Origin of the sequence: Pseudomonas sp. RV120224-01b (assembly GCF_003208145.1) — a bacterium.
GTDB lineage: Bacteria > Pseudomonadota > Gammaproteobacteria > Pseudomonadales > Pseudomonadaceae > Aquipseudomonas > Aquipseudomonas monteilii.
On the sequence record NZ_QKMQ01000002.1, the window covers coordinates 115,734 to 142,616 of the forward strand.

26 protein-coding genes are annotated in these 26,883 nt (G+C 62.0%); 9 read left to right on the forward strand and 17 right to left on the reverse strand.

Going from position 1 to position 26,883, the window contains the following annotated elements; all coding sequences use genetic code 11:
* The first annotated feature begins 182 nt into the window (after positions 1-182).
* Both lon and N436_RS03740 read left to right on the forward strand, forming a co-directional pair.
* The gene (gene lon / locus N436_RS03735; RefSeq protein WP_105945824.1) at positions 183-2,603 is read left to right on the forward strand and encodes an endopeptidase La; all 2,421 of its coding nucleotides are present in this window, start codon (positions 183-185) and stop codon (positions 2,601-2,603) included.
* A 107-nt stretch (positions 2,604-2,710) separates the two neighbouring features.
* Complete coding sequence (locus N436_RS03740) at positions 2,711-3,103, forward strand: protease inhibitor I42 family protein (RefSeq protein ID WP_105945823.1); 393 nt, start codon at positions 2,711-2,713, stop codon at positions 3,101-3,103.
* A 6-nt stretch (positions 3,104-3,109) separates the two neighbouring features.
* Here the strand turns inward: N436_RS03740 and N436_RS03745 are convergent, their stop codons facing one another.
* Together N436_RS03745 and N436_RS03750 are read right to left on the reverse strand one after the other, a co-directional pair.
* Positions 3,110-4,045 carry an alpha-xenorhabdolysin family binary toxin subunit B gene (locus tag N436_RS03745; RefSeq protein ID WP_110740626.1) on the reverse strand — a complete coding sequence of 312 codons (936 nt, stop codon included), beginning with the start codon at positions 4,043-4,045 and terminating at the stop codon, positions 3,110-3,112.
* A 1-nt stretch (position 4,046) separates the two neighbouring features.
* Entirely contained in the window at positions 4,047-5,237 is a 1,191-nt protein-coding gene (locus tag N436_RS03750) for an alpha-xenorhabdolysin family binary toxin subunit A (protein WP_105945822.1), read from the reverse strand.
* Between the two features lie 209 nt (positions 5,238-5,446).
* Here N436_RS03750 and cmoA point away from each other — a divergent pair, with 209 nt between their 5' ends.
* Together cmoA and cmoB are read left to right on the forward strand one after the other, a co-directional pair.
* A complete protein-coding gene (gene cmoA / locus N436_RS03755; protein ID WP_019097224.1) occupies positions 5,447-6,190 on the forward strand; it encodes a carboxy-S-adenosyl-L-methionine synthase CmoA in 744 nt (247 codons plus the stop codon).
* On the forward strand, positions 6,187-7,143 hold the full coding sequence (gene cmoB, locus N436_RS03760; protein WP_105945821.1) for a tRNA 5-methoxyuridine(34)/uridine 5-oxyacetic acid(34) synthase CmoB: 957 nt from the start codon (positions 6,187-6,189) through the stop codon (positions 7,141-7,143). The genes cmoA and cmoB overlap by 4 nt, the downstream gene beginning before the upstream one ends.
* A gap of 68 nt (positions 7,144-7,211) precedes the next feature.
* Here the strand turns inward: cmoB and N436_RS03765 are convergent, their stop codons facing one another.
* On the reverse strand, positions 7,212-7,415 hold the full coding sequence (locus N436_RS03765) for a hypothetical protein (protein WP_009684756.1): 204 nt from the start codon (positions 7,413-7,415) through the stop codon (positions 7,212-7,214).
* A 239-nt stretch (positions 7,416-7,654) separates the two neighbouring features.
* Between N436_RS03765 and N436_RS03770 the strand changes: the two genes are divergently transcribed.
* Together N436_RS03770 and N436_RS03775 are read left to right on the forward strand one after the other, a co-directional pair.
* A complete protein-coding gene (locus N436_RS03770; protein WP_003258489.1) occupies positions 7,655-8,329 on the forward strand; it encodes a heavy metal response regulator transcription factor in 675 nt (224 codons plus the stop codon).
* Entirely contained in the window at positions 8,326-9,708 is a 1,383-nt protein-coding gene (locus tag N436_RS03775; protein ID WP_110740454.1) for a heavy metal sensor histidine kinase, read from the forward strand. Before N436_RS03770 ends, N436_RS03775 begins: the two co-directional genes overlap by 4 nt.
* A gap of 62 nt (positions 9,709-9,770) precedes the next feature.
* Here N436_RS03775 and pdxJ read toward each other — a convergent pair whose 3' ends face one another.
* The 10 genes from pdxJ to rpoE all read right to left on the reverse strand — a co-directional run bounded on the left by pdxJ (position 9,771) and on the right by rpoE (position 19,787).
* Positions 9,771-10,493 (reverse strand): pyridoxine 5'-phosphate synthase, encoded by a 723-nt coding sequence (pdxJ, locus tag N436_RS03780; RefSeq protein ID WP_371920892.1) that lies wholly within the window; start codon positions 10,491-10,493, stop codon positions 9,771-9,773.
* A gap of 61 nt (positions 10,494-10,554) precedes the next feature.
* Entirely contained in the window at positions 10,555-11,238 is a 684-nt protein-coding gene (gene recO / locus N436_RS03785; RefSeq protein ID WP_060497921.1) for a DNA repair protein RecO, read from the reverse strand.
* 171 nt (positions 11,239-11,409) lie between these two features.
* Positions 11,410-12,312, reverse strand: a complete 903-nt coding sequence (era, locus tag N436_RS03790) for a GTPase Era (protein WP_016498176.1) — start codon at positions 12,310-12,312, stop codon at positions 11,410-11,412.
* Complete coding sequence (rnc, locus tag N436_RS03795) at positions 12,305-12,994, reverse strand: ribonuclease III (protein ID WP_016713699.1); 690 nt, start codon at positions 12,992-12,994, stop codon at positions 12,305-12,307. Before rnc ends, era begins: the two co-directional genes overlap by 8 nt.
* 163 nt (positions 12,995-13,157) lie before the next feature.
* Entirely contained in the window at positions 13,158-14,012 is an 855-nt protein-coding gene (gene lepB / locus N436_RS03800) for a signal peptidase I (protein ID WP_016713698.1), read from the reverse strand.
* 5 nt (positions 14,013-14,017) lie between these two features.
* Complete coding sequence (gene lepA / locus N436_RS03805) at positions 14,018-15,817, reverse strand: translation elongation factor 4 (protein ID WP_025754588.1); 1,800 nt, start codon at positions 15,815-15,817, stop codon at positions 14,018-14,020.
* Positions 15,818-15,998: 181 nt separating this feature from the next.
* Positions 15,999-17,396, reverse strand: coding sequence for a DegQ family serine endoprotease (locus N436_RS03810; RefSeq protein ID WP_371920893.1), 1,398 nt, complete (start codon positions 17,394-17,396; stop codon positions 15,999-16,001).
* 209 nt (positions 17,397-17,605) lie between these two features.
* A complete protein-coding gene (locus N436_RS03815; RefSeq protein WP_105945817.1) occupies positions 17,606-18,571 on the reverse strand; it encodes a MucB/RseB C-terminal domain-containing protein in 966 nt (321 codons plus the stop codon).
* Between the two features lie 12 nt (positions 18,572-18,583).
* Positions 18,584-19,174: a sigma-E factor negative regulatory protein gene (locus N436_RS03820; RefSeq protein ID WP_015271600.1), complete on the reverse strand. Its 591-nt coding sequence runs from the start codon at positions 19,172-19,174 to the stop codon at positions 18,584-18,586.
* A gap of 31 nt (positions 19,175-19,205) precedes the next feature.
* Positions 19,206-19,787, reverse strand: coding sequence for an RNA polymerase sigma factor RpoE (rpoE, locus tag N436_RS03825; protein WP_003252049.1), 582 nt, complete (start codon positions 19,785-19,787; stop codon positions 19,206-19,208).
* 434 nt (positions 19,788-20,221) lie between these two features.
* Here rpoE and nadB point away from each other — a divergent pair, with 434 nt between their 5' ends.
* The gene (nadB, locus tag N436_RS03830; RefSeq protein ID WP_105945816.1) at positions 20,222-21,826 is read left to right on the forward strand and encodes an L-aspartate oxidase; all 1,605 of its coding nucleotides are present in this window, start codon (positions 20,222-20,224) and stop codon (positions 21,824-21,826) included.
* A 118-nt stretch (positions 21,827-21,944) separates the two neighbouring features.
* Here the strand turns inward: nadB and N436_RS03835 are convergent, their stop codons facing one another.
* Both N436_RS03835 and N436_RS03840 read right to left on the reverse strand, forming a co-directional pair.
* The gene (locus N436_RS03835) at positions 21,945-22,403 is read right to left on the reverse strand and encodes a protein YgfX (protein WP_105945815.1); all 459 of its coding nucleotides are present in this window, start codon (positions 22,401-22,403) and stop codon (positions 21,945-21,947) included.
* Positions 22,387-22,641 (reverse strand): succinate dehydrogenase assembly factor 2, encoded by a 255-nt coding sequence (locus tag N436_RS03840; protein WP_003252043.1) that lies wholly within the window; start codon positions 22,639-22,641, stop codon positions 22,387-22,389. The genes N436_RS03835 and N436_RS03840 overlap by 17 nt, the downstream gene beginning before the upstream one ends.
* Positions 22,642-22,774: 133 nt before the next feature.
* Here N436_RS03840 and N436_RS03845 point away from each other — a divergent pair, with 133 nt between their 5' ends.
* Positions 22,775-23,716: a folate-binding protein YgfZ gene (locus N436_RS03845; RefSeq protein WP_105945814.1), complete on the forward strand. Its 942-nt coding sequence runs from the start codon at positions 22,775-22,777 to the stop codon at positions 23,714-23,716.
* Between the two features lie 55 nt (positions 23,717-23,771).
* Positions 23,772-24,578: an HDOD domain-containing protein gene (locus N436_RS03850; RefSeq protein WP_105945813.1), complete on the forward strand. Its 807-nt coding sequence runs from the start codon at positions 23,772-23,774 to the stop codon at positions 24,576-24,578.
* A gap of 126 nt (positions 24,579-24,704) precedes the next feature.
* On the opposite strand, the gene N436_RS03855 is transcribed toward N436_RS03850, so the two are convergent.
* Positions 24,705-26,084 carry a sensor histidine kinase gene (locus tag N436_RS03855; RefSeq protein WP_060497929.1) on the reverse strand — a complete coding sequence of 460 codons (1,380 nt, stop codon included), beginning with the start codon at positions 26,082-26,084 and terminating at the stop codon, positions 24,705-24,707.
* Positions 26,077-26,748 (reverse strand): response regulator, encoded by a 672-nt coding sequence (locus N436_RS03860; RefSeq protein ID WP_016713688.1) that lies wholly within the window; start codon positions 26,746-26,748, stop codon positions 26,077-26,079. Before N436_RS03860 ends, N436_RS03855 begins: the two co-directional genes overlap by 8 nt.
* Positions 26,749-26,883: the final 135 nt, after the last annotated feature.

Below are 26,883 nucleotides of genomic sequence, written 5' to 3' on the forward strand. Positions count from 1 at the left end.
CCGCATTCGCGGCTAAAGCCGCTCCTACAGGAATTGCGCTTTACCTGTAGGAGCGGCTTTAGCCGCGAAGAGGCCGGTACAGCCAACCAAAGATGAAAGCCCTGCCTGCTGCCTTCGTCTACCATTGAAACCCATCCCCCCCTGCCCCATCTAAGCACCATAGTCATTCACGCAGGTGCCCCATGAGCGACCAGCAGGATTTCCCGGAACACCCCGACGAACACAGCGAAGTCGAACACACCACCACGCAGGCCGAAGCCGGCCATGCCCTCGCCCTGCCCGGCCAGCAGCTGCCGGACAAGGTCTATGTGATCCCGATCCACAACCGCCCGTTCTTCCCGGCCCAGGTACTGCCGGTCATCGTCAACGAAGAACCTTGGGCCGAAACCCTCGACCTGGTGGCCAAGTCGCCGGACCACTGCCTGGCACTGTTCTTCATGGACACCCCGCCAGAAGACCACCGCCACTTCGACACCGCCGCGCTGCCGCAGTACGGCACGCTGGTCAAGGTACACCATGCCAGCCGTGAAAACGGCAAGCTGCAGTTCGTCGCTCAGGGCCTGACCCGGGTACGCATCCGCACCTGGCTCAAGCACCACCGCCCGCCCTACCTGGTTGAAGTCGAATACCCGCGCCAGCCCGCCGAGCCCACCGACGAGGTCAAGGCCTACGGCATGGCGTTGATCAACGCGATCAAAGAGCTGCTGCCGCTCAACCCGTTGTACAGCGAAGAGCTGAAGAACTACCTCAATCGCTTCAGCCCCAACGACCCGTCGCCGCTCACCGACTTCGCCGCCGCGCTCACCTCGGCCACCGGCAACCAGTTGCAGGAAGTGCTCGACTGCGTACCCATGCTCAAACGCATGGAAAAGGTGCTGCCGATGCTGCGCAAAGAGGTGGAAGTCGCGCGCCTGCAGAACGAGATCTCGGCCGAGGTCAACCGGCAGATCGGCGAACACCAGCGCGAGTTCTTCCTCAAGGAACAGCTCAAGGTCATCCAGCAAGAGCTGGGCCTGACCAAGGACGACCGCAGTGCCGACCTCGAACAGTTCGAGCAGCGCCTGGAAGGCAAGACCCTGCCGCCCCAGGCACGCAAGCGCATCGACGAAGAGATGGGCAAGCTGGCCATTCTCGAAACCGGCTCACCCGAGTACGCCGTTACCCGCAACTACCTCGAATGGGCCACCGCCCTGCCATGGGGTGTTTACGGCAAGGACAAGCTCGACCTCAAGCATGCGCGCAAGGTCCTCGACCAATACCATGCCGGCCTCGACGACATCAAGGAACGCATCCTCGAATTCCTCGCCGTAGGGGCCTGGAAAGGCGAGATCAGCGGCTCGATCGTGCTGTTGGTCGGCCCGCCCGGGGTGGGCAAGACCAGCATCGGCAAGTCCATCGCCGAGTCGCTTGGCCGGCCGTTCTACCGCTTCAGCGTTGGCGGTATGCGTGACGAGGCCGAGATCAAGGGCCATCGCCGTACCTACATCGGCGCCCAGCCCGGCAAGCTGGTGCAAGCCCTGAAAGACGTCGAAGTGATGAATCCGGTGATCATGCTCGACGAAATCGACAAGATGGGCCAGAGCTACCAGGGCGACCCGGCTTCAGCGCTGCTGGAAACCCTCGACCCGGAGCAGAATGTCGACTTCCTCGACCACTACCTCGACCTGCGCCTGGACCTGTCCAAGGTGCTGTTCGTGTGCACTGCCAACACCCTCGACTCGATCCCCGGCCCACTGCTCGACCGCATGGAAGTGATCCGCCTGTCCGGCTATATCACCGAGGAAAAACTGGCCATCGCCAAACGCCACCTGTGGCCCAAGCAACTGGAAAAGGCCGGCGTGGCCAAGACCAGCCTCAGCATCAGCGACAGCGCCCTGCGTATGGTGATCGAAGGCTACGCTCGCGAAGCCGGCGTGCGCCAGCTGGAGAAGCAACTGGGCAAGCTGGTGCGCAAGGCCGTGGTCAAATTGCTGGAAGACCCTGAAGCCAAACTGAAGATCGGCACCAAGGACCTGGAGGCCGCGCTCGGCACGCCGGTGTTCCGCAGCGAGCAGGTACTGGCTGGCAAAGGCGTGATCACGGGCCTGGCCTGGACCAGCATGGGCGGCGCCACGCTGCCGATCGAGGCGACCCGCATCCACACACTCAACCGTGGCTTCAAGCTGACTGGCAAGCTGGGTGACGTGATGAAGGAGTCGGCCGAAATTGCCTACAGCTATGTCAGCTCCAACCTCAAGCAGTTTGGCGGTGACCCTGGCTTCTTCAACGAAGCGTTCATCCACCTGCATGTACCTGAAGGAGCTACACCCAAAGACGGCCCGAGCGCTGGCATCACCATGGCAAGTGCCCTGCTGTCGCTGGCCCGCGACCAGGCGCCGAAAAAAGGCGTGGCCATGACCGGCGAGCTGACCCTCACCGGCCAGGTGCTACCGATTGGTGGTGTGCGCGAGAAGGTGATTGCGGCGCGGCGGCAGAAAATCTTCGAGCTGATCTTGCCAGAGCCTAACCGAGGGGACTTCGAAGAACTGCCGGACTATTTGCGCGAAGGCCTGACGGTTCACTTCGCCAAGCGCTTTGCGGATGTGGCCAAGGTCCTGTTCTAACCTGCACCGGCCTCTTCGCGGCTTTAGCCGCGAGGAGGCCGGCACTGACAACACAAAACCCAACAGCATCGGTTATCCTCGGGCCATCGCCAGCCCCCGGAGCCAACATGACCGCCCCTCGTCTGCTCGTTCCCCTGAGCTTCGCCCTGCTTTCTGCCTGCGCCCAGCACCCCACACAGCCCGTCGAACTGGATGCCGAGAGTGAATGCCCAACACGGCTGCAGGTAGGCCAGGCACTCACCCTGAGCTTGCCCAGCAACCCGTCCACCGGCTATCGCTGGCGTGTCGAAAACCCAGCCTCAAGCATACTGCTCAGCCTCGGCCCGGAGGTGTACAGCGCCCCCGAAGAAGAAGACGTGGTCGGCAGCGCCGGTGTTTCCACCTGGCGCTTCCAGGCCAGCAACACCGGGGACGCCCAACTGGTGCTGGTCTACCAGCAGCCGTGGGCCGCAGACGTCGCCCCGGTGCAAACCTTCGACTGCAAGGTTATCGTCCGCTGAGCACGATCAACTGCGGTCATACGCCATCTGCACGACCTTCAGGTAGTCACAGAGGTCTTTCAGCGCGACCGTGGCAGCATCCAGCCCCATCGTCGCGCTGAGCTTCGCGGCCTGAGCCTGCCACTCCAGTTCCACCTTGCGCAGTTCGTGCAACCACTCGTTCTTGAGCGGCTCAAGGCCGGACAAGGCCTTGAGCGCCTCCTGCTCATCCTGAGCAGTTTGCAGCGCTCGCTGTAGGTGCCGCTGGTCGCCCAGCGCTTCCTCTATTTTTGCATCAAGCCGGGTGCGGACCTTGCTCAAGTCGCTGAACGTCTTGGCCCCCTCCAGTGCATCAGCATGCTTGGCCAACTTCCCGGTCATAACCTTCAACAGGCTGGCATCAACTTTCGGGTCCTTTATCAACCCTATCACCTGGTCGATTTCTTCATCACTCGGGATCAATCCCTTCAATGCACTGGCAACTGAAGGCCTCTCGAACAGCTCGATAGCTTGGCCGATATCTACACGCTGCTGACGCAACTGAGCCAACCGCAGATCGAATGCTGCCGCCTGCTCCTGGAGGGTGACGATTCTCTTTTCCAACTCCGCCAACGGCTCTGCCAAAGCCGACAGCGAGAAGAGTTCCAATCGCAGATTCTGCCTGGCCAATAGCACATGAAGCTGGTCCAGACGGCTCAGCACACTGGCAAGCCTGTAGTGGGTATCCGTCCCCAGTTTGCTCGGAATGAAATCCCGGTCCTCCAGCAAAACGATACCGCCTATCAGGCTCTCCTTGAAGGCGCGCTCTACAGCCAACAACAGCGTGCGCAATTCTGTCAATTGCTCACGCGCCCCTGGCAGCACGTTCATATCCCAGCTTTCGATCAGGTGGAATACATGATCTTGCACCTTTTGCATCTGTACAAAATCAGGCAGGCTTGCATTCGCGTCAATAACATCCATGTCAAACATCCTCATACTCCTCGATCAGTTCATTGAACAACTCGGACAATGTATGGCAAATATTGCCTATCTTGCTCCACGGTTTGATAACTTCAGAAAAATCATGAACGAACGACTCAAGTTGAGTGATGCTGCTCAGCTCTTTGGCCTCGTTGACAGAGTTATTGGCGTAAGAGGCCAGAAACAACCAGACGTCTGCCAGGCGCTTGGTCGCTGCCGAGAGGTCCTTGCACCTGAACTGCAGGTCCCTGACCAATGTCGAAACGCGCTCGAAGTCGATCAAGGCGGGGGCCATCTTGCCCAGCGCATCCGCAAGCTCTTCACGCTGTCCGATCAACGCATTTTTGCTTGCCCGGATCTTTTCTGCCTTGTCACCGAATACACCACCGGTTATTACCAGACCGAGAGGACCCAGCAAGATACCTGTAAACGCGTAGCCCACATTGGTGTCATACTCAGACTTCAACTGATCGATCTGTACGTCCCATTGATCCAGTTGCTGGCGTTTTTTCAAAATTTCTTCATGGGAAACTTTCTCGTCGAAGTGCTTCAACAACCGCACCATTCGCGGCCTTAGTTCGCGCTTGATCTCGCTGTTAAACCAGTTGGCGCGTGCATCCACCTCATCGATTCGCCGCCGGGTGCCTTCAATCTCCCTGACGAGTTCGTTGATGCCAACTCCCAACACACTGGCGATCTGCACTTGTTCCTCTTCGCTCAGTTCCAAGGTGTATACATCATCGCCTTGTTCGGCCTTGCGCTGCTTGATCGCCACGAAAACATCGCTGCTTTCAAGATGTTCCAGCAGGCTGCCACCACGCTGTACCAGGCTTTCGGCGAACAGTTCTATTTCAGGCCCCAGTTGCTTGATGCTACGCTCCAGTATGTCCCATTCGTACACATGCCTGTGCAGCGCCGTATACAGTTCATGTACCATCGAAGCATCTAGGCCCAGTGTCGCATAATCGACTTCTCGTTCAATTTCGACTCGCGTACGGGGCAACTGATTCACGGTATTGGTGTAGCGCTTGATGGCCTTCAGATTATCAGCTGTCAACAGACTACCGACATGCTGTCCCCCCTCCAGTCGGTTCTCGATAAATGAAAAATAGCGTTCCGGCAACATTTTAACCCTGGACACCGGATCCAGCTCTTCCACGGTAACTTCATCCCGCCCACTCATGGCACTCATCACTTAATCAAAACCCCTTTTCAAGCCCAATGAACATGCGCTGAAAGTGTCCACCTTCCCCACGCTCAGTTCATTCACCTTGATAACTTAACGCTGTGGGAAAGTTCACTGCTCCCGGTCTGAACGCTCCGACCCTGAAGCATTGCCATGGCAAGATGCGCGGCCATTGGATAAAATGCGCCCCCGTTTCACCCTGTATCGAGCCTGCCGTGAGCAAACAACCCGACCGCCTCTTCTCCCAACCCCTGGAGCAGGTGCCTGATTTCGTCTTCAACGAGGACGTGGTGCGTGTGTTCCCGGACATGATCAAGCGCTCGGTGCCCGGGTACCCGACCATCGTCGAGAACCTCGGTGTGCTGGCCGCGCGTTTCGCCCAGCCAAATACCGCGCTGTACGACCTGGGCGCATCGCTGGGCGCAGTCACCCAGTCGCTGCGCCGCCATGTACGCAGCGACGGCTGCCGGGTGATCGCAGTGGACAATTCCGCCGCCATGGTCGAGCGTTGCCGCCAGTACCTCACCGCCCAGGACTCGATGTTCCAGGAGCTGCTGCCGGTGCACGTGCTGGAGGCAGATATCCTTACCCTGCCCTTCGAGCCCGCCTCGGTAGTGGCGATGAACTTCACCCTGCAGTTCATCGCCCCCGACCAGCGTCTGGAACTGCTCGGCCGTATCCGCCAGGCACTGCTGCCCGGTGGCGCGCTGATCCTCTCGGAAAAGCTGCGGTTCGCCGATGAGCAAGAGCAGGACCTGCTCAATGAACTGCACCTGGACTTCAAGCGGGCCAATGGCTACAGCGAACTGGAAATCGCCCAGAAGCGCAGCGCCATTGAAAACGTGATGCGCCCCGATACCCTCGAAGCCCACCAGGAGCGCCTGCGCGCCGCCGGTTTCTCGAAAGTGGTGCCCTGGTTCCAATGCCTTAACTTCGCCTCGTTGATAGCCCTGCCATGATCGATCTGTCCCCCCTCGTCCGCCGCCTGGCGGGCACGCCCCTGGCTTCCTGGTCGCAAGGCCTGCAAGCGCAACTGGAAGCCAAGCTGGAGAAAGGCCACGGTGACCTCGACCGCTGGCGTGGTGCGCTCGATGCGCTGCCCGCCCTGCAACCCAGCGATATCGACCTGGTCAACGGGCTGCGTCTGGACTGCGACTGCGACGACGCCACCCGTGCGCAAATGCGCCAGGCACTGATGGACCTGTCGCCTTGGCGCAAAGGCCCGTTCGACCTGTTTGGCGTGCATGTGGACACCGAGTGGCATTCGGACTGGAAATGGTCACGCGTTGCGCCGCACCTGGACCTCAAAGGCAAGCGCGTGCTCGACGTGGGCTGCGGCAACGGCTACTACCAATGGCGCATGCTCGGTGCCGGGGCCGACATGGTGATTGGCGTCGACCCCAACTGGCTGTTCTTCTGCCAGTTCCAGGCCGTGCAGCAATACCTGCCGGAGCTGCCGGCGTGGCATTTGCCGTTCGCCCTGGAGGACCTTCCCGCCAGCCTGGAAGGTTTCGACACGGTGTTTTCCATGGGCGTGTTCTACCACCGCCGCTCCCCCATCGAACACTTGCTGGCGCTGAAAGACTGCCTGGTCAAAGGTGGCGAGCTAGTGCTGGAAACCCTGGTGATCGAAGGCGACGAAAACCAGGTACTGGTACCTGAAGACCGTTACGCGCAGATGCGCAACGTCTGGTACTTGCCATCGGTTCCGGCCCTGGAGCGCTGGTTGCGCCGTGCCGGTTTCAGCGAGGTGCGTTGCGTCGATGTAAGCGTGACCAGCGTCGAGGAACAGCGCAGTACCGAGTGGATGCGCTACCAGTCGCTGGGCGACTTCCTCGACCCGAACGACCACAGCAAGACCATCGAAGGCCTGCCGGCCCCACGCCGCGCCACCCTGCTGGCGCGCAAATAAAAAAGGCGCCCGGTTGGGCGCCTGAATACACCTGCGCCGAGGAGCTGTCGCGCGCAGGTGCTGTTACCTCAGTCCTTGGCCACCTCACGGGCCTTCTCTTGCGCCTTGCGCTCGCGTTCGGCAACGGCTTGTTGCTTGTCGCCGTGCAGGCGCTGCTGGTCTTCGCGGAACGCTTGCCAGAACTGCCTGGAACGCTCCGCACCGCCCTCGGCGTAAACACTGGCGCTGCCCAGGGCAAGGGTGGCCAACAGCAGGTATTTGGTCAGGTTCATCGTGGTTGCCTCGTGATAACCGATCAGACACGGCCATCCTAGTGAGGGGTAGCTAACAGCAAGGTGAGGCGAGGATTACAGTCCTGCAATCTGCGCAGAACAGACAGCCAGATAACCGCAGCATTACAAATCCGTTATCTGCGCCGCGATTGCTTTCTCATGCCGTAACATCCCGCCCCTTGACCCTGATGCCACTACAGGGTCGAGAATCGCCCCCTTTCATCACACCGAGCCCCTTCATGCGCCTACTGATCATCGAGGACGAACTGCGTACCGCCGATTACCTGCAACAGGGCCTGCGCGAAAACGGCTACGTGGTCGACTGCGCCCACACCGGCACCGACGGCCTGCACCTGGCCCGCCAGCAGCCGTATGACCTGGTCATCCTCGACGTTAACCTGCCAGAACTCGATGGCTGGACCGTGCTGCAGCGGCTGCGTGCCGAATCGGCTACGCGCATCATGATGCTCACCGCTCACGGCCGCCTCGCCGACCGGGTCAAAGGCCTGGACCTGGGTGCCGATGACTACTTGCTCAAGCCCTTCGAGTTCCCCGAGTTGCTGGCCCGGATCCGCAGCCTCCTGCGGCGCAACGACCAGCAACTGCAGCCCAGCACCCTGCGCGTCGCCGACCTGGAGCTGGACCCCGGCCGTCACCGCGCCTACCGCGCCGGGCAACGCATCGACCTGACCGCCAAGGAGTTCGCGCTGCTCCACCTGCTGATGCGTCAGACCGGCGAAGTGTTGTCGCGCACACAGATCATCTCGTTGGTCTGGGACATGAATTTCGACTGCGACACCAACGTGGTCGAGGTCTCGATCCGGCGCCTGCGGGCGAAGATAGACGACCCCTTCGACAACAAGCTCATCCACACCCTGCGTGGCGTAGGCTATGTACTTGAGGCGCGCTTTTGAAAAACCCCAGCCTGTCGCTGCGCCTGGGCCTGAGCGTCACACTGATGGGCGCCGCACTCGTGCTGCTGCTTGCCTGCCTGGCGGTGTTCGCTCTGGATCACGAACTGGACAACCGCGCACGCAAAGACCTGGCGCGCAAGATGCTGCAGGTCGAGCACAACCTGCGCGTTGACCTGCGCAGCGAGGACCTGGGCAGCCGCGCCCACCCCCTGCTCGACCTGGTAATGGGGCATGACAACCTCAGCCTCAGCGTAATGGCCCTGGAGGGCCGCCACCCGCACCTGCTCAGCCTCGGCCCGGCTTTGGAGTCGCAGGTGGGCGAATTGCACACCAATGCCCGCCTGAGCTTTCACGCCTGGCGCGACAGCAGCGGCAATCAGATCCTCACCGTGACCCGGCTGATGCGCCTGCGCGACAACACGCCGGTGAAGGTGATGATGTCGCTCAACCGCGCCGACGACAACGCCCTGCTGCAGGCTTACCTGCATTCCACTTTGCTCGCTCTGCCACTGCTGCTGGTCTTGATTGGCGCGGGCGCCTGGTGGCTGATGCAACGCGGCCTGAAACCCCTGCGGCACTTCCGGCGCATTGCCGGGCAGGTATCGGCCCAGGACCTGCAGCATCGTTTGCCCGCCACTGGCTTGCCACAGGAGCTGGCAGAACTGGCCAGCAGCATCAACGTCATGCTCGATCGCCTCGATCAGGGCGTGAGCCAGTTGTCGCAGTTCTCCGACGATCTGGCCCATGAACTGCGTACGCCATTAAGCAATCTGATGGGCAAGGCGCAAGTGACCCTGGCCCGTGAGCGGGACAACGCCAACTACCGGGAAGTGCTGGAAGACAGCATCGAGGAACTGACGCGGCTCAACCGCATCATCAACGACATGTTGTTTCTCGCCCAGGTCAGCCAGCCTCAGGCGCAGATCGCGCTCAAGCCGATGGCATTGGCCGACGAGGCTGCAAGGGTGGTCGAGCTGTTTGCTTTCAGCGCCGAGGTGAAAACGATTGAATTGCGGGTTCAGGGCTGGGGTACGGCACTGGGTGACCGTTTGATGTTCCAGCGGGCGTTGTCGAACCTGCTGAGCAATGCGATACGGCATGGCCCTGAGGGTGACCCCATCGAACTGCGTATCGAACGCTCTGGCAGCGAAGTACGGCTATCTGTGGAGAACCAGGGGCCTGGCATCGCTGCCGAGCACCAGTCGCGGTTGTTCGAGCGGTTTTACCGGGTAGGATCGGGGCGCTCGCGGCTGGAGGGCGGGACCGGGTTGGGGTTGGCGATCGTGAAGTCGATCATGCAGTTGCATGGTGGGCAGGTTGAACTGATTAGCAGCCCCCCAGGGCCTACCCGCTTTACCCTGGTGTTTCCTGCCGAGTAATCTGCAGCCTGTACTGGCCGCTTCGCGTACCCGCGAAGTGACCAGCACAGGCGGCCCAAAAATCAGCGCGAAGCCGCCACGATCAACGCCTTCATCTCGGCAACGGCAGCCTTGAAGCCAACAAACAGCGCATGCGCCACCAGCGCATGGCCAATGTTCAGCTCATTGATACCCTTGATCGCCGCCACCGCCTCAACGTTGTGGTAATGCAGCCCGTGACCGGCATTGACGATCAGTCCCTGCCCCACGCCAAACGCCACGCCATCGACGATACGCTTGAGTTCCTCAGCCACTTCAGTCGGGGTTTCGGCATCGGCATAACGCCCGGTGTGCAGTTCGATGGCCGGTGCCCCCACGCGGCGTGAAGCCTCGATCTGCCGCTCGTCGGCATCGATGAACAGCGACACTTCGGCACCGGTGCGCGACAGGCGCTCCACGGCTGCCTTGATCCGCGCCTCTTGCCCGGCCACATCCAGGCCACCTTCGGTGGTCAGCTCCTGACGGGTTTCGGGGACCAGGCAAATGTGCGCCGGGCGGATCTTCTCGGCAAACGTCATCATCTCTTCGGTGACGCCCATCTCGAAGTTCATGCGCGTCTGCAGCACATCCTTGAGCAGCACCACGTCACGCTCCTGGATGTGCCGGCGGTCTTCGCGCAGGTGCACGGTGATGCCATCGGCGCCCGCCTCTTCGGCGTCCAGGGCAGCCTTGACCGGATCAGGGTAACGCGTGCCCCGGGCCTGGCGCAGGGTCGCCACGTGGTCGATGTTTACGCCAAGAAGCATGCGGTTGCTGTGAGTCACGAAAGGCTCTCCTGAAGATTGAGCCCCACAGCATACGTCGTGATCAGCGCTTGCGAAACAGTTCCCGGCTGACCAGCGGTTTTGCGCCCAGGTGAACGGCCAATGCCTGGCGCATCAGGCGTTTGGCGGCGAGCAAAGCGCCTGGGGCGTTCCAGTCAGCTTCTGCCAGGGCCATGAGCTCGGTGCCGCGAAACAGGCCGGGTTGCACCAGCTCGACCCGCTCCAGACCGGCATCCACGCGCAAGCGGTAAAGGCCGTCGGCCACGATGGGGTGGTCGTTGACGTCATGGTTCAAGGAAAACGCATAACCAAGCTCGTCCAGCAGCCGCCATTCGAACGAACGCAGCAGCGGCTCCAGCGGGCGCCCGGCGGCCAAGGCTTGCAGGGTCAACGTGTAATGCTCGAACAGGGCCGGGAACGGCGCTTCAGCCGGCAGCAGGCGCATGAGCAGCTCGTTGAGGTACAAGCCGCTGAACAGGGCATCACCGTGTAGCCAGGCCGCAATCCCGGCGCTGTCCATGCGACCGACATTCTTCAGCTCGCCACGCCCGCGCAGCTCCACCTCCAGCGGCACGAACGGCCGCACCAGGCTGCCGCCCTTGCCGCGCGCACGGCGCAGTACAGCGCGCATGCGGCCCTGCGGGGTGAAGAAGTCTACCAGCGCGCTGGTTTCCTTGTAGGCACGGCTGTGCAGCACATAGGCTGGCTGGCCGACGGGTTGTTCCATGGGCGATCACTCGTTCCCTGTAGCCAGGAATAACCGCATATTGGGGCTGCTGTGCAGCCCATCGCCGGCAAGCCAGCTCCCACAGGTACTGCACAAGCCTTGAAGTCGATGCGGTCGGTGTGGGAGCTGGCTTGCCGGCGATGGGCCGCACCGCGGCCCCAACAGTATTGCTTACAGGTCGCCGTAACCCAGCGAACGCAGTGCACGCTCGTCGTCGGACCAGCCGCCTTTCACCTTGACCCACAGGTTGAGCATGACCTTGGAGTCGAACAGCACTTCCATGTCCTTGCGCGCCTCAGAGCCGATGCGCTTGATGCGCTCGCCCTTGTCGCCAATGATGATCTTCTTCTGGCCATCACGTTCAACCAGGATCAGCGCGTGGATGTGCAGCACATGGCCCTGCTGCTTGAATTCTTCAATTTCCACGGTGATCTGGTACGGCAGCTCCGCACCCAGCTGGCGCATGATCTTCTCGCGCACCAGTTCGGCGGCCAGGAAACGGCTGCTGCGGTCAGTGATCTGGTCTTCCGGGAAGAAGTGATCGTTTTCAGGCAAGTGCTTGGCGATCTGTGCTTCCAGCGCTTCGAGGTTGTGCCCCTGCTGCGCAGAGATCGGCATCACCTCGGCGTTCGGCAGTTGCTCCTGCAGCCACTGCAGGTGCGGAATCAACTCGGCCTTCTCTTCCATGCGGTCGGTCTTGTTGACCGCGATGATCAGCGGGCCAGTCACGTACTGCACACGCTCCAGCACCAGTTGGTCCTCGTCGGTCCACTTGGTGCGGTCGACCACGAAAATCACCACGTCGACGTCCTTCAGGGCCGCCGAGGCGTTGCGGTTCATGTAGCGGTTCAGGGCCTTGTCGTTGGCCTTGTGCATACCCGGGGTATCGACGTAGATCGCCTGCACGTCACCCTCGGTCTTGATGCCGAGCATGTTGTGGCGGGTGGTCTGCGGCTTGCGCGAGGTAATCGCCAGCTTCTGGCCGAGGATGTGGTTAAGCAGGGTCGACTTGCCGACGTTGGGGCGCCCGACAATGGCGACGTAGCCGCAGCGGGTCGGGTTGTTATCAGTCATTGCCATTCTCCACGCCCAGGGCGATCAGTGCAGACGCGGCAGCTACTTGCTCGGCAATACGCCGGCTAACGCCCTGACCACGGCTCTTGTTGTTCAGCAGCACCACTTCGCATTCGACGAAGAACGTGCGGCAGTGCGGTTCACCCTGGATATCCACCACTTCGTAGCGCGGCAGCTCACAGCTGCGCGACTGCAGAAACTCTTGCAGGCGGGTTTTCGGGTCCTTGTTGGTATCGACCAGGGTCAAGCCTTCGAACTCATCGGCAAGCCAGGCCAGGACGCGCTCCCGTGCGGTTTCCATATCGGCGTCCAGGTAGATGGCACCGATCAGTGCCTCCAGGGCGTCGGCCAGGATCGACTCGCGGCGAAAACCGCCGCTCTTGAGCTCACCCGAACCCAGGCGCAAGTATTCGCCCAGGTCGAAGCCGCGGGCCAGCCGGGCCAGGGTTTCGCCCTTGACCAGCCGCGCACGCAGGCGCGACAGCTGGCCTTCACGGGCCTGCGGAAAACGCTCGAAAAGCGCTTCGCCGGCAACGAAGTTGAGAATGGCGTCACCGAGAAACTCCAGGCGCTCGTTGTTGCGCCCGGCATAGCTGCGATGGGTCAGCGCCAGGAGCATCTGGTCCTGGTTCTTGAAGGTATAACCGAGCTTTCGCTCCAGACGGGCAAGGGAAGCACTCATGCGGCCACCCGTTCGTTGTTCAACGCGTTGTTCAAATCAACATCCTGAAAGACTGTTTGGCTGTGGTTCGCCACACGATGTGCGGCGAATCTCCCGATCCCTGAGAACACAGCCTATGTCAGAAATGCATTCGGCGCTGTCTGCTGGACAGCGCCGATGGGTATCAATGGATCAGGCCAACCCGCGACAGGTTGGGCAGGTGGCTGAGCTTGGGTTCTGGCCAGCTCATCCACACCGCAAAGGCCTTGCCGACGATGTTCCGGTCCGGAACCATGCCGTGCAGCTCCTTGGGAATGTTCGGGTCATCCCAGAAACGGCTGTCGTTGGAATTGTCGCGGTTGTCGCCCATCATGAAGTAATGGCCTGCCGGCACGGTCCATTGCTGGTCTGGCGGCATGCGATAACGGCTCATTTCCTTGCGGATCAGGTGTTCGGCCTCGCCGAGTTTTTCCTTGTACAACTCGGCGCTACCCAAGGTACCTGGCTCGGTGCCCACCAGTTGTTCGGCAATCGGCTGGCCGTTGACGAACAGCCGCTTGTCGTTGGTGTAGCGAACCACATCACCCGGCAAGCCAACCACACGCTTGATGTAGTTGACGTTCGGGTCGCTCGGGTAGCGGAACACCATTACATCACCGCGTTGCGGGTCACCGACCTCGATGACCTTCTTGTCGATCACCGGCAAACGAATGCCGTACGAGAACTTGTTCACCAGGATGAAATCGCCCACTTCCAGGGTCGGTTTCATCGACCCCGAAGGGATCTGGAACGGCTCGACCAGGAACGAGCGTAGCACCAGCACGATGAACAGCACCGGAAAGAACGACTTGCCGTACTCGACCAGCAGCGGTTCCTTGTTCAGGCGCTCGACCACGGCCATCTCGGGCTGGCTGACGCTGCCCTGGTAGTTGGCGATTGCTGCGCGCCGGCGCGGGGCCAGGAACAGCAGGTCGATCAAGCCCAGCAGACCGCAGACGAAGACGGCGATGACTAGCAACAGCGGGAAATTTAGCGACATAGGACCTAGCTATCCAACCTGAGCACGGCGAGGAAGGCTTCTTGTGGAATCTCCACGTTGCCCACCTGTTTCATGCGTTTCTTACCGGCCTTCTGCTTCTCCAGCAGTTTCTTCTTACGGCTGACGTCACCGCCGTAGCACTTGGCCAGTACGTTCTTTCTGAGCGCCTTGACGGTTGTCCGCGCGATGATCTGGCCGCCGATAGCTGCCTGGATCGCCACGTCGAACATCTGCCGAGGGATCAGTTCCTTCATCTTTTCGGTCAACGCACGGCCTTTGTAGGCCGCGTTGTCGCGGTGCACGATCAATGCCAAAGCATCGACCTTGTCGCCGTTGATCAGTACATCCAGCTTGACCAGGTTGGCCGACTGGTAGCGGTCGAAATGATAGTCCAGCGAAGCATAGCCGCGGCTGGTGGACTTGAGGCGGTCGAAGAAGTCCAGTACCACTTCGTTCATCGGCATGTCGTAACGCACCTGAACCTGGCTGCCGAGGAACTGCATGTCGCGCTGCACGCCACGCTTCTCGATGCACAGGGTGATGACGTTACCCAGGTGCTCTTGCGGTACCAGAATGGTCGCGGTGACGATCGGCTCACGGAAGTCGGCCACAGCCGATACGTCTGGCAGCTTCGACGGGTTGTCGACAACGATGGTTTCGCCGGTTTTCAGTTCCAGCTCGTAGATCACGCTAGGTGCGGTGGTGATCAGGTCCAGGTCGTATTCGCGCTCCAGGCGCTCCTGGATGATCTCCATGTGCAGCATGCCAAGGAAGCCGCAACGGAAGCCGAAGCCCAAAGCGTCAGAGCTTTCCGGCATGTACTGCAGCGACGAGTCGTTCAGGGTCAGCTTCTGCAGGGCATCGCGGAAGTCTTCGAAGTCGTCGGAGCTGACCGGGAACAGGCCGGCGTATACCTGCGGCTGGATCTTCTTGAAGCCTGGCAGCACTTCGACCTCAGGGGTCGAGGACAGGGTCAGGGTGTCACCCACAGGGGCACCGTGAATGTCCTTGATGCTGGCGATGATGAAGCCTACTTCGCCGGCTTTCAGGTCTGCGGTCTGGGTGTGTTTCGGGGTGAATACACCCACGCTGTCGACCAGGTGCACCTTGCCGGTGGACTTGACCAGGATCTTGTCACCCTTCTTGACGCGGCCCTGGCGCACGCGCACCAGCGAGACCACGCCCAGGTAGTTGTCGAACCAGGAGTCGATGATCAGTGCTTGCAGCGGGGCATCGATCTCGCCCTCGGGTGCAGGAATGGAGTGCACCAGGCGCTCGAGCACCTCGTCCACGCCCATGCCGCTTTTGGCACTGCAGGCCACGGCGTCGGTAGCATCGATGCCGATGATCTTCTCGATCTCGTCCTTGACGCGGTCCGGGTCGGCCTGGGGCAGGTCCATCTTGTTCAGCACCGGCATGACCTCCAGGCCCTGCTCGATGGCGGTGTAGCAGTTGGCCACGGACTGGGCCTCTACGCCCTGGCCGGCGTCGACGACCAGCAGCGCACCTTCACAGGCCGCCAGCGAGCGCGAGACTTCATAGGTGAAGTCGACGTGGCCGGGGGTGTCGATGAAGTTCAGCTGGTAAGTCTTGCCGTCTTGCGCCTTGTAGTGAAGCGTGACGCTGTGGGCCTTGATGGTAATACCGCGTTCACGCTCCAGGTCCATGGAGTCAAGCACCTGGGCTTCCATTTCGCGTGCCGAGAGGCCACCGCACATCTGGATGAAACGGTCGGCCAGCGTCGACTTGCCATGGTCGATGTGGGCGATGATGGAGAAATTGCGGATATGACTCAAATCACTCACGGGTCAACACTCGAAAAGGCTGCGAGCCGGACGCCCGCCGAAAAATAGCCGGGAATTGTACCTCAAGCTGCCGGGATATGGGAGATTCCTCTGTCCGACTGTACACAGCAATCCACCGTCCAATTGTGAATAATCATGAAAAAGGGCAGCCGTAGCTGCCCTTTCTCCCTTGCCAGGCCGCTTATTCAGCGAGCTTGAAGGTGATGAAGCTGGCACGGCCCTGACGCAGCACGCGCATCGACACCGAACGGTTCTTCGGCAGCTCCTTGGCGATTTCGGTGAACTCTTTGGCCGAACCGATGGCCTGGTTGTTCAGGTGGCTGATGACATCACCCGGACGCAGGCCGATCAGCGCTGCCGGGCCATCCTGCACTTCCTTGATGACCACACCGCCTTTGAGCTCCAGGGATTTCTTCTGCTCGGCGGTCAGGTCGGCGACCGACACACCCAGACGGTTACTGCTGCGCTCTGCACTGCCATCGGCACCGGTGCCGATGTCGGCATCATCGTCCGGCAGCGCGCCGACGCTGATGTCCAGGGTCTGGCGCTTGCCGTTGCGGATGATTTCCAGCTTGGCCTTCTCGCCATCCTTGAGGCCGCCGACCAGGTGTGGCAGGTCGGCCGACATGACAATTGGCTGGCCGTTCATGCTCAGGATCACGTCGCCCACCTGCAGGCCGCCCTTGGCTGCCGGGCCGTTTTCCAGCACCTGGGCCACCAGGGCACCGGCCGGTTTGTCCAGGCCGAAGGATTCCGCCAGGTCCTTGTTGACCTCCTGGATGACCACGCCCAGCCAGCCGCGGCTGACCTTGCCGTCTTTCTTCAGCTGGTTGGACACATCGATCGCCACATCGATCGGGATGGCGAACGACAGGCCCATGAAGCCACCGGAGCGGGTGAAGATCTGCGAGTTGATACCCACCACTTCGCCCTTCATGTTGAACAGCGGGCCGCCGGAGTTGCCCGGGTTGATGGCCACGTCAGTCTGGATGAACGGTACATAGGTGTCGTTTGGCAAGGTACGACCCTTGGCGCTGACGATACCTTTGGTCACCGAATGGTCGAAGCCGAACGGCGAACCGATGGCCAATACCCATTCGCCCACCTTGAGCTTCTCGGAGTCACCCAGCTTGACCGTCGGCAGGTTCTTGCCTTCGACCTTGAGCAGGGCCACGTCGGTGCGCGGGTCGGTGCCGACCAGCTTGGCCTGCAGCTCGCTGCGGTCCGACAGACGGACGATGATCTCGTCGGCATCGGCCACCACATGGTTGTTGGTCAGCACGTAGCCATCGCTGGAAATGATGAAGCCCGAGCCCAGCGACTGCGCCTCGCGCTGGCGGTCACCACGCGGCGAACGCGGCTGCTGCGGCATGTTGCGCTCGAAGAACTCGCGGAACATCGGCGGCAGGCCTTCCAGGTCCGGCATCTGCCCGGCGGCGACGCGGTCGGGCAGCTTCTGCTTGGTACTGATGTTGACCACGGCCGGCGAGGCCTGCTCGACCAGGGTGGTGAAGTCCGGCAGGGCTTCCTCGGCCTGGGCGGTGAGCACCTGGCCAAGCATCAGCACGGCGGCGAACATCGTTAGGTAGGATTTCAAGCGTGGTATTGACATACGGCTCCCGTCACAACGAGCGGTAGTTTAGAAAGACCCCTGCACAAAGCAGGAAAGGCCAGGCTCCTGAAAGCCTGACCTATAGAAAATTTGCCGATGGATTGCAAATGACAATGCTTTAATTTCATTTCAGCCGTATGTCCGCCTGCCTTGGCACGGCCCGCAAACGCGCGCCATCACTGGCGCGCCTGGGCATCCTGAGGGCGCATCGACAAAGCGACGCGTTCTGCCGTACCGAGCGGAATTTCGCCCACCACGGTCACCATCACCTTGCCCTTTGGCGTATTCAGGCGACGCGAAACAGCCGAAGTCGGGCCGAGCTGGGTGCGCATGTCGGTGCCGCCGTCATCGTTCACCGGTTCAAGGAACACGGAAAAACGTGCGAGGCCATCGTCATACATGAGGCTACTGACCGAACTGTTGCGTTTGGGGTCGCGACGCACCGAGCTGTTGACCAGTTCGAACCCGGGCGGCAGCCAGTCCGAGCGCCAGCCAGCAACGCTGTCATTGCTGACGGGCGCGCCATGCTGCACAGGCTTGCAGGCAGCGCTGGGGCGCAAGTCATCGTCGCCAGGCGGCTCGTCGGTATCGAGGCGTGTCATCTGGAAGCGCTCCAGCAACTGCCCTTTGTCGTTGAGCATCAACGAGCGCAGTGGCAGGCCGGTATTACGGTCCAGGTGCAGTTCGAAGGCATAGCGATGCTGGTCGCGGGGCGTGAGCGTCACGATCACGGCGTCGCGCCCGGCGACCCGTGACTTGCCCGCCACGCTCAAATCGTACCAGCCCATCAGTTTCAGCGGATCAAGCACACGCGGCGCGGTCTCAGGGGGTGCCGCAACACTGCTGACCAAGGCCCCACTGACACACTCCACCCTCCCATCCACGCGCACGATTTCCTGGGCGGCGCCATCGAGCTGCAGCAGCCGCTCGCTGACCTTGCCGTCCTCGACCCGGTGCCAGATATCGTGGGAAGAGAAGCTGCCGTTGCGTTCGTAGACGAAAGAACCTTGGTAGCTCTGCTTTTGCTCGGCCTGTGCCAGCTTGTTCAGCCACTCACTCGCCTGGGGCGAGGAGTTGGCCGCCAATGCTGGCACCATCATGCAGCTGCCAATCAGCAGCGACAGGAGAGGTAGCGCGCGCATGATCCTCCTTACTTAACGGTTTTCCAGGCTGGCGGCGCGGGCATAAGGCAATGCGGTTTCAGTGCCTTTGAGCGCAGATTCCTGGGCATGCTGGCGCAGGTAGCCTGGCAGACGCTGATCCCAGCCGGCCTGGTTCTGCAGCACGCCGTTGGCCATTGGCCCGGTCGGTTGCTCACTGCTCTCACTATAGCCTGCCAAAACGGCCGGGCCTTGTGCTTGTGGCACGCTCAGGCCTTGCTGGGCAGGCTGCTGGGCTGCAAGCTCGGCACCGGTGATTTCGTCCTGGTTGTACATGCGTACACCGGCAAGCACCGCAACGGTGACCGAAGCCGCTACAGCCAGGCGACCAATGCTGCGCCACGGGCCTTTCTTGACCTTGGCCGGCACCGCTTCGTCAGCCAGCGCAGCAGACACCGCCGAGGCGATATCCAGGTTAGGCAGCAGCAGCTCCTTGTGCATGGCTGCACGGGCAACCTGGTAACGCGACCAGGTGGCACGGGTTTCGGCATCGTCGACGGCGTTCAACACCCGACGCAATTCCAGTTCGTCCGCTTCGTTATCCATCACCGCGGACAGCGATTCCTGCAAAGCTTCACGACTCATGGCGGTTCCTCTCTTGGCTGTCGCCGCTGTCTCAGGTTTCCTGCAACAACGGCTGCAGGGCTTTGTCTATGGCCTCCCGAGCGCGGAAGATTCGAGAGCGCACGGTACCCACCGGACATTGCATGACACTGGCAATGTCTTCGTAACTCAGTCCGTCGAACTCGCGCAGGGTCAATGCCGTGCGCAGATCTTCGGGCAGTTGCTGGATGGTGCGATGGACGGTGCCTTCGATTTCATCCCGCAACAACGAGCGCTCTGGGGACTCGAGATCCTTGAGGCCATGATCGCCGTCGTAAAACTCCGCATCCTCGGAGCTCACATCACTGTCTGGCGGCCGTCTTCCACGGGACACCAGGTAGTTCTTCGCCGTGTTGATGGCGATGCGGTACAGCCAGGTATAAAACGCACTGTCACCGCGAAAATTGCCAAGCGCACGGTAGGCCTTGATAAAGGCTTCCTGCGCCACATCCTGGGCCTCGTGGGTATCGTGAACGAACCGCACGATCAACCCGAGAATCTTGTGCTGATACTTCAGCACCAACAGATCGAACGCTCGCCTGTCACCGCGCTGAACGCGCTCGACAAGCTGCTGATCCTCTTCCTGGGTTAGCATGAACACTCCTCAGTGAACTCGAAGGAGCGTTGCAACAGCCATCGTTCAGGCTTGCAACCATAGACTCGGGCTTTACGCAAAAGTTCTCCCCTCCAAGCAAGTTTCCTGCAGCCCTTGGTCGGCTTGCACGGAAGACGCGGCGCGGTCACGGCCGGCTACGTCGATAATCAGGTTTCGAATACGCAGAGACAGCCCGGACAGGCCTGCCGCCCTGCGTCGCCGCGGCAAATTGTGGCGTGCGGGCAGCCTTCATAGGATTTCCGGCCATGTCGGAAAGTTCCCACAAAGGTTGCCGCAACCTGGCAAGTGGCATGGAAATTGGCCACCCCGGGCTGCTATAAAGGCATCCCGGCCAAGTTTAACGATAGTTTCACAATGCCATCTGCGCGTGACTATTGTGCCGCGCCCCTTCCAAAGATTACTAGTGTCCCGACATGAGCCAACAATTCCAACATGATGTCCTGGTGATCGGCAGCGGTGCCGCCGGTCTCAGCCTGGCACTTAACCTTCCCAGCCACCTGCGCGTTGCCGTGCTCAGCAAGGGCGACCTGGCCAACGGCTCGACCTTCTGGGCCCAGGGCGGGGTCGCTGCGGTGCTCGACAACACCGATACCGTGCAGTCGCATGTCGAGGACACCCTCAATGCCGGCGGCGGCCTGTGCAACGAAGAGGCGGTGCGCTTTACCGTCGAGCACAGCCGGGAAGCCATTCAATGGCTGATCGAGCAAGGCGTGCCCTTTACCCGCGACGAGCACTACAGCGTTGATGACGGCGGTTTCGAGTTCCATCTCACCCGTGAGGGGGGCCATAGCCACCGGCGCATCATCCACGCCGCCGATGCGACCGGCGCGGCCATTTTCACCACGCTGCTGGAACAGGCTCGCCTGCGCCCGAACATCCAGCTGCTGGAGCAGCGTGTAGCGGTCGACCTGATCACCGAACGCCGCCTGGGCCTGCCTGGCGAACGCTGCCTGGGCGCCTATGTGTTAAACCGCAATACCGGCGAGGTAGATACCTTCGGCGCACGCTTCACCGTGCTGGCCACCGGTGGCGCAGCCAAGGTCTACCTCTATACCAGCAACCCCGATGGCGCTTGCGGTGACGGTATCGCCATGGCCTGGCGGGCGGGTTGCCGGGTGGCCAACCTTGAGTTCAACCAGTTCCACCCGACCTGCCTGTACCACCCGCAGGCCAAGAGTTTCCTGGTCACCGAAGCCCTGCGCGGCGAAGGCGCGCTGCTGCGCCTGCCCAACGGCGAACGTTTCATGCCGCGCTTCGACCCACGCGAAGAACTGGCCCCGCGCGACATCGTGGCCCGCGCCATCGACCATGAGATGAAGCGCCTGGGCGTGGACTGCGTCTACCTGGACATCACCCACAAGCCGGCCGATTTCATCAAGAGCCACTTCCCCACCGTGTACGAGCGCTGCCTGGCATTTGGCATCGACATCACCCGCCAGCCGATCCCGGTGGTACCCGCAGCGCACTACACCTGCGGCGGGGTGATGGTCGACGACCGTGGCCACACCGACGTGCCCGGCTTGTACGCGATTGGCGAAACCAGCTTCACCGGCCTGCACGGCGCCAACCGCATGGCCAGCAACTCATTGCTGGAATGCTTCGTCTACGGCCGCGCCGCCGCCGCCGACATCCAGGCCAACCTGGAGCAAGTGGCCATGCCCAAGGCCCTGCCGGGCTGGGACGCCAGCCAGGTGACCGACTCGGACGAGGACGTGATCATCGCGCACAACTGGGACGAACTGCGGCGTTTCATGTGGGACTATGTCGGCATCGTGCGCACCAGCAAACGCCTGCAACGCGCGCAGCATCGCATTCGCCTGCTGCTGGATGAAATTGACGAGTTCTACAGCAACTACAAGGTCAGCCGCGACCTGATCGAACTGCGCAACCTGGCGCAGGTGGCCGAGTTGATGATCCTGTCGGCCATGCAGCGCAAGGAAAGCCGTGGGCTGCACTACACCCTGGACTACCCGGGGATGCTGGACGAGGCCAAGGACACCATCCTCAGTCCACTCTGAGATCGGCGTCGCGGCCTTCGCGGGCTCGCCCGCTCCCACAGGAGCTCCACTGCCCTGCAGCCTTGCGCAGTACCTGTGGGAGCGGGCAAGCCCGCGAAGAAGCCAACCCGGTCTGTAACTATGTGCGGGCCACTTCTGCCCACCTGCGCCTGCTGAACTTCAACCTTACCCGCAAGCGCCGATGCTCATCCGCCCCCAACGCATCGCGCGCTATGCACTGGCTCTCCTCCAACCACCGCCCTACCCGCTCAAAGCGCAACACCACCACCCCCGGCAGCGCCACGCTGTCCCGGCACAAGCGCACCGGCTGCCAGCCACGGGCACGGCTGAACACCTGCCAGCCGCGCACATCACGGCGCAAGCCAACAACGGCATGCTCATGCGTCAACAGGATACGTCGGGGAATGGCCCAGCCAGCGTGGGCAATACAGGCGGCGACAACAGAGAGGGCCAGCCACCCGGGCAGTGGGCTCGCCCACACGGCAAGCCACGCCAGTACCTGGCACACCAGATAGGCCGCTAGCAGCAGGCGTGAGCCTTGCCAGCGGCACTCGAAGCACTCACTTGGGCTGGACACGGTCCAGAATGATGCGAACCATGCGCTGCAGCTCCGGGTCTTCAGACTCGGTGCGCTCCATGAACCAGCCGAACATGTCCTGATCCTCGCAGCTCAACAGACGCACGTACAGTTCGCGGTCGGTCTCGTTGAGGGTGGGGTAGACTTCCTGGGTGAAAGGCACCAGCAGCACGTCCAGTTCCAGCATGCCACGGCGGCTGTGCCAGAAAAGCCGGTTGAGTTCAGTTTGTTCGACCATGGGGCCCTCCTCGAATGGCCCGCCAGTATACAGCCAGGCACGCGAAGCGACACCGGGCGTTGGTCTAGTCACCTACCTATTTTGTTACCGGCGTTCTATGATGGCCGCCAGTCTTTAGCCACCGCGATGACCCATGGCCGATTCCGCTTTCTTCTGCCCCCTGTCCCACGAGGGCATCCTCGCCGTCCGCGGCTCCGATGCAGGCAAGTTCCTGCAAGGCCAGCTGACTTGCAACATCAACTACCTCAGCCAGGAACACGCCAGCCTCGGCGCCCGCTGCATGGTCAAGGGGCGCATGCAGTCCAGCTTCCGCATCCTGCCCGAAGGCAACGGCTACCTGCTGGCCATGGCCAGTGAACTGCTCGATGCGCAACTGGCCGACCTGAAGAAGTACGCCGTGTTCTCCAAGGCCACGCTGACCGACGAAAGCGCCGTCTGGGCACGCTTTGGCCTGCAAGGTGGTGACGCTGCGCTGCAGGCGCTAGGGCTCGACGTGCCCGCAGCTGCCGGCAGCACCGTGCGCCATGAGGGCCTGATTGCCATTGCCGTTTCTGCAGGCCGCGTAGAACTGTGGGTGCCGGCAGACAACGCCGATACCGTGCGCCAGGCCCTCGTCGGCGCCCTGCCCGAGGGCAGTCTCAACGACTGGCTGCTTGGGCAGGTTCGCGCCGGTATCGGCCAGGTCATGGGGCCGACCCGTGAGCTGTTCATCCCGCAGATGATCAACCTGCAAGCCGTCGATGGTGTCAGCTTCAAGAAAGGCTGCTACACCGGCCAGGAAATCGTCGCCCGCATGCAGTACCTGGGCAAGCTCAAGCGTCGCCAGTACCGCCTGGCACTGGACCAGCAGGCCATTCCGGCCCCGGGTGCCGAGATATTCTCGCCCACCCATGGTTCGTCGGTCGGTGAAGTGGTCATTGCTGCTGGCAACGGTGCAGGCTGTGAACTGCTTGCGGTGCTCAGCGCCGAGGCAGTGGAAGACGACAACCTGCACCTGGGCAGCCTGGAAGGCCCGCGCCTGCAAGTGCTGACCCTGCCTTACGAACTGGACCGCGACCGGGAAATCCAGCGCTGACCAGCCTGCCCCGCCGCTGTGGCGGGGCCGCACCACCACTGCGGTAGACACGCCCATGAACAAGCTGGCCGAGATGGTTCAAGCACAGTTGCTCGATGCCATCGAAAAGGATGACCTGGTCCTGCCGACCCTGCCCGAGGTTGCCTTGAGCATCCGTGAGGCTGCGGAAGACAGCGAGATCAGCGTAGCGGCCCTGAGCAAGGTGATCGGTCGCGACGCGGCCCTTTCAGCGCGCCTGATCAAGGTCGTCAACAGCCCGCTGCTGCGTGCAGCGGTCGAGGTCACCGACCTGCACACTGCCATCACGCGGTTGGGCATCAATTACAGCTGCAACCTGGCCATTGGCCTGGTGATCGAGCAGATTTTCCATGCCCGCGCGCCGGCCGTTGAACAAAAACTGCGCGACATCTGGGCCAATAGCCTGGAAGTTGCGGGTATCAGCTACGAAATCTGCAGGCGCTACACGCACCTCAAGCCCGACCAGGCTACCTTGGGTGGGCTGGTCAACCAGATTGGCGCACTGCCGGTACTCATCTACGCCGAAGAGCACAACGAACTGCTGTCCGACCCGGTTTGCCTGCACTACGTGATCGAGCAGATCCAGCCGGTGCTGGGGGACAAGATCCTCAAGGCCTGGGAGTTTCCGGAGCAACTGGTCAACCTGCCCAGCCAGGTTCAGGACCTGGACCGGCAGACTGACAAGGTCGATTACATCGATATCGTGCAGATCGCCCGCTGCATCAGCCAGCGCGGGCGCCATCGGCCATTGGCGGCGCTGCCGGCATACCGCCACCTGGGGTTGCCGTTTGGTACTGAACTGGAAGTGGATGAGCTGCTTGAAGCGCGGAGCATGTTGCGCTGACTTGCTTCAGCCTGTTCTGGCCCTATCACCGGCATGCCAGCTCCCACAGGTGCTGCACAGGTCTCAAGGCCTGTGGTGATCTTGTGGGAGCCGGCTTGCCGGCGATAGGGCCAGAACAGCAACACATCAATCTGCGATAAAACTCACCCGCACCCGCAGCCCGCCGTTCTCGCCATCATGCAGGCTCACCTGCGCCAGGTGCGCCCGGCAGATCTCGCCGACAATCGCCAGCCCAAGCCCGCTCCCTTGCGCACTGCGCCGGTAGAACCGCTCGAACACCCGCTCACGCTCAGCCTCGGGAATGCCCGGCCCGTCGTCTTCCACCTCCAGCACCGCCGGCGCCACCACCCGCAAGATCACATTGCCACCTTCTGGCGTGTGCGCCAGGGCATTGTCCACCAGGTTGCTCAACAGCTCGTTGAGCAGCGTCGGCTCACCCTTCAGCCACACAGGTGCCTCGGCCTCCAGGGCCAGCGCAACGCCGCGTTTGTGTGCCAACGGGGCCATGGCCATGCCCAACTCACGGGCCAGCTGGCTCAGGTCCAGGCGCTGCGCGCCGCCCTCGGCAATTGCCCGTGCTCCGTTCTCCACCCGTGCCAACGACAACAGCTGGTTAGCCAGGTGGGTCAGGCGGTCAGTGCCCTGCGCCGCAGATTCCAGCGTCTGCCGCCACTCTTGCGGCTCGGACGAGCGAAGGCCCAGCTCCACCCGCGCCTTCAAGGCAGCCAGCGGCGTACGCAATTCATGGGCGGCATCGGCAATGAACTGCGCCTGGCGCTCGAACTGGCCGCGCAGGCGCTCGGTAAAGTGGTTCAAGGCCCGCACCAGCGGGCCGAGCTCACGCTGCACCTGCACCACCGGCAAGGCCCGCAAGTCATCTGGCTGGCGCTCTTCCACCGCCGTGCGCAAGCGCTCCAGGGGCCGCAACGCCGCACTCACGGCAAACCACACCATCACCAACGCACCCAGCGCCAGCATACCCAGGCGCAGCAGGGTGTCGGCCATCAGCCCACGGGCCATGCGCACCCGTGCCTCCTCCGTCTCGGCCACGCGGATTTCCGCCATGCCGTTCATGTTCGGCTCGGTCACTGCCTTCAGCAGGCTGACCACCCGAACGTCCTGGCCCAGGTAGGTGGCGTTGTAGAACCGCGCAAGCGCCGGGTAATCGTCAGTGCGCGGCGTGCCGGGCGGCGGCGGCGGCAGGTTTTCGTAGCCGGAAATCAGCCGCTGCTTGATGTCCAGCACCTGGTAGTAAATGCGCCCGGCGCTGTCGTAGGCGAACGTGTCCAAAGCCACGTAAGGCACATCCGCGCTCAGCGACCCGTCACGCTGCGACAGGCCAGCGGCAATGGTGCGCGCCGAGGCCAGCAGGGTGCGGTCGTAGGCGGTATCGGCGGCCTCACGGCCATTCCAGTAGGCGCTCAGGCCGCTGGCCAGCATCAGCACCACCAGCAGCAGGGCCAGGTTGCCCAGCAGGCGCCCGCGCAAACTGCCGTTGTCACGCATCGCGGTGCTCTAGCAGGTAACCCAGCCCACGGAAGGTGACAATGGCCACTGGGTGGCCGTCGAGTTTTTTGCGCAGCCGGTGGATATAGATTTCGATGGCATCCGGGCTGGCTTCTTCATCCAGGCCGAACACCTGGGCAGCCAGTTGCTCCTTGCTCATCACCCGACCAGGGCGTGCGATCAGCGCTTCCAGCACGCTTTGCTCGCGCGACGTCAGGGTCAGGTTGTCGTCGCCAAGGGCAAAGCGCCGGGTATCCAGGTCGTAGACCAGCGGCCCGCAACGTTGCTGGCGCTCGCCACCGAGCACACTGCGGCGCAGCAACGCCTTCACCCGCGCTTCCAGCTCGGTCAGCTCGAACGGTTTGGCCAGGTAGTCGTCTGCCCCCAGGTTCAGGCCATGAACCCGGTCCTTGACGTCGCTGCGCGCGGTCAGCATCAGCACCGGGACAGTCTTGCCACGGCCGCGCAGGCGCGCCAGCACCTCGAAGCCATCCATGCGCGGCAAGCCGACATCCAGCACGGCAACGGCGTATTCCTCGCTGGCCAGGGCCAGGTCGGCAGCCACGCCGTCATGCAGCACATCCACGGTCAGGCCGTGGCTTTTCAAGGCCTGGGCCACGCTTTCGGCCAGTTGCAGATGGTCTTCGACCAGCAGCACACGCATCGGATTCTCCCTGCTCGGGTGGGGCGGTTGGCGCGGAGTGTACCGCTGTCGCCAAGCCTGTGAAGCCCCTCGTAACAAACCTTTCACGCTGAAAGGTTAGCGAAAGGTTCGTTACCTAGCATCGCACCACGGTCG

What these genes read in the sequence shown, in the direction of transcription:
- N436_RS03815 (WP_105945817.1), bottom strand. Translation starts at nt 18,571, where the DNA reads ATGCGCGCGCTACCTCTCCTGTCGCTGCTGATTGGCAGCTGCATGATG.
- N436_RS03850 (WP_105945813.1), top strand. Translation starts at nt 23,772, where the DNA reads ATGAACAAGCTGGCCGAGATGGTTCAAGCACAGTTGCTCGATGCCATC.
- N436_RS03820 (WP_015271600.1), bottom strand. Translation starts at nt 19,174, where the DNA reads ATGAGTCGTGAAGCTTTGCAGGAATCGCTGTCCGCGGTGATGGATAAC.
- pdxJ (WP_371920892.1), bottom strand. Translation starts at nt 10,493, where the DNA reads ATGCTTCTTGGCGTAAACATCGACCACGTGGCGACCCTGCGCCAGGCC.
- era (WP_016498176.1), bottom strand. Translation starts at nt 12,312, where the DNA reads ATGACTGATAACAACCCGACCCGCTGCGGCTACGTCGCCATTGTCGGG.
- N436_RS03840 (WP_003252043.1), bottom strand. Translation starts at nt 22,641, where the DNA reads ATGGTCGAACAAACTGAACTCAACCGGCTTTTCTGGCACAGCCGCCGT.
- cmoB (WP_105945821.1), top strand. Translation starts at nt 6,187, where the DNA reads ATGATCGATCTGTCCCCCCTCGTCCGCCGCCTGGCGGGCACGCCCCTG.
- nadB (WP_105945816.1), top strand. Translation starts at nt 20,222, where the DNA reads ATGAGCCAACAATTCCAACATGATGTCCTGGTGATCGGCAGCGGTGCC.
- N436_RS03770 (WP_003258489.1), top strand. Translation starts at nt 7,655, where the DNA reads ATGCGCCTACTGATCATCGAGGACGAACTGCGTACCGCCGATTACCTG.
- recO (WP_060497921.1), bottom strand. Translation starts at nt 11,238, where the DNA reads ATGGAACAACCCGTCGGCCAGCCAGCCTATGTGCTGCACAGCCGTGCC.
- N436_RS03750 (WP_105945822.1), bottom strand. Translation starts at nt 5,237, where the DNA reads ATGAGTGCCATGAGTGGGCGGGATGAAGTTACCGTGGAAGAGCTGGAT.
- rnc (WP_016713699.1), bottom strand. Translation starts at nt 12,994, where the DNA reads ATGAGTGCTTCCCTTGCCCGTCTGGAGCGAAAGCTCGGTTATACCTTC.
- N436_RS03845 (WP_105945814.1), top strand. Translation starts at nt 22,775, where the DNA reads ATGGCCGATTCCGCTTTCTTCTGCCCCCTGTCCCACGAGGGCATCCTC.
- N436_RS03855 (WP_060497929.1), bottom strand. Translation starts at nt 26,084, where the DNA reads ATGCGTGACAACGGCAGTTTGCGCGGGCGCCTGCTGGGCAACCTGGCC.
- rpoE (WP_003252049.1), bottom strand. Translation starts at nt 19,787, where the DNA reads ATGCTAACCCAGGAAGAGGATCAGCAGCTTGTCGAGCGCGTTCAGCGC.
- N436_RS03860 (WP_016713688.1), bottom strand. Translation starts at nt 26,748, where the DNA reads ATGCGTGTGCTGCTGGTCGAAGACCATCTGCAACTGGCCGAAAGCGTG.
- N436_RS03740 (WP_105945823.1), top strand. Translation starts at nt 2,711, where the DNA reads ATGACCGCCCCTCGTCTGCTCGTTCCCCTGAGCTTCGCCCTGCTTTCT.
- lon (WP_105945824.1), top strand. Translation starts at nt 183, where the DNA reads ATGAGCGACCAGCAGGATTTCCCGGAACACCCCGACGAACACAGCGAA.
- lepB (WP_016713698.1), bottom strand. Translation starts at nt 14,012, where the DNA reads ATGTCGCTAAATTTCCCGCTGTTGCTAGTCATCGCCGTCTTCGTCTGC.
- N436_RS03765 (WP_009684756.1), bottom strand. Translation starts at nt 7,415, where the DNA reads ATGAACCTGACCAAATACCTGCTGTTGGCCACCCTTGCCCTGGGCAGC.
- N436_RS03810 (WP_371920893.1), bottom strand. Translation starts at nt 17,396, where the DNA reads ATGTTCGCCGCCGTGCTGATGCTTGGCCAGGTGCTCACCGCCCAGGCC.
- N436_RS03745 (WP_110740626.1), bottom strand. Translation starts at nt 4,045, where the DNA reads ATGGATGTTATTGACGCGAATGCAAGCCTGCCTGATTTTGTACAGATG.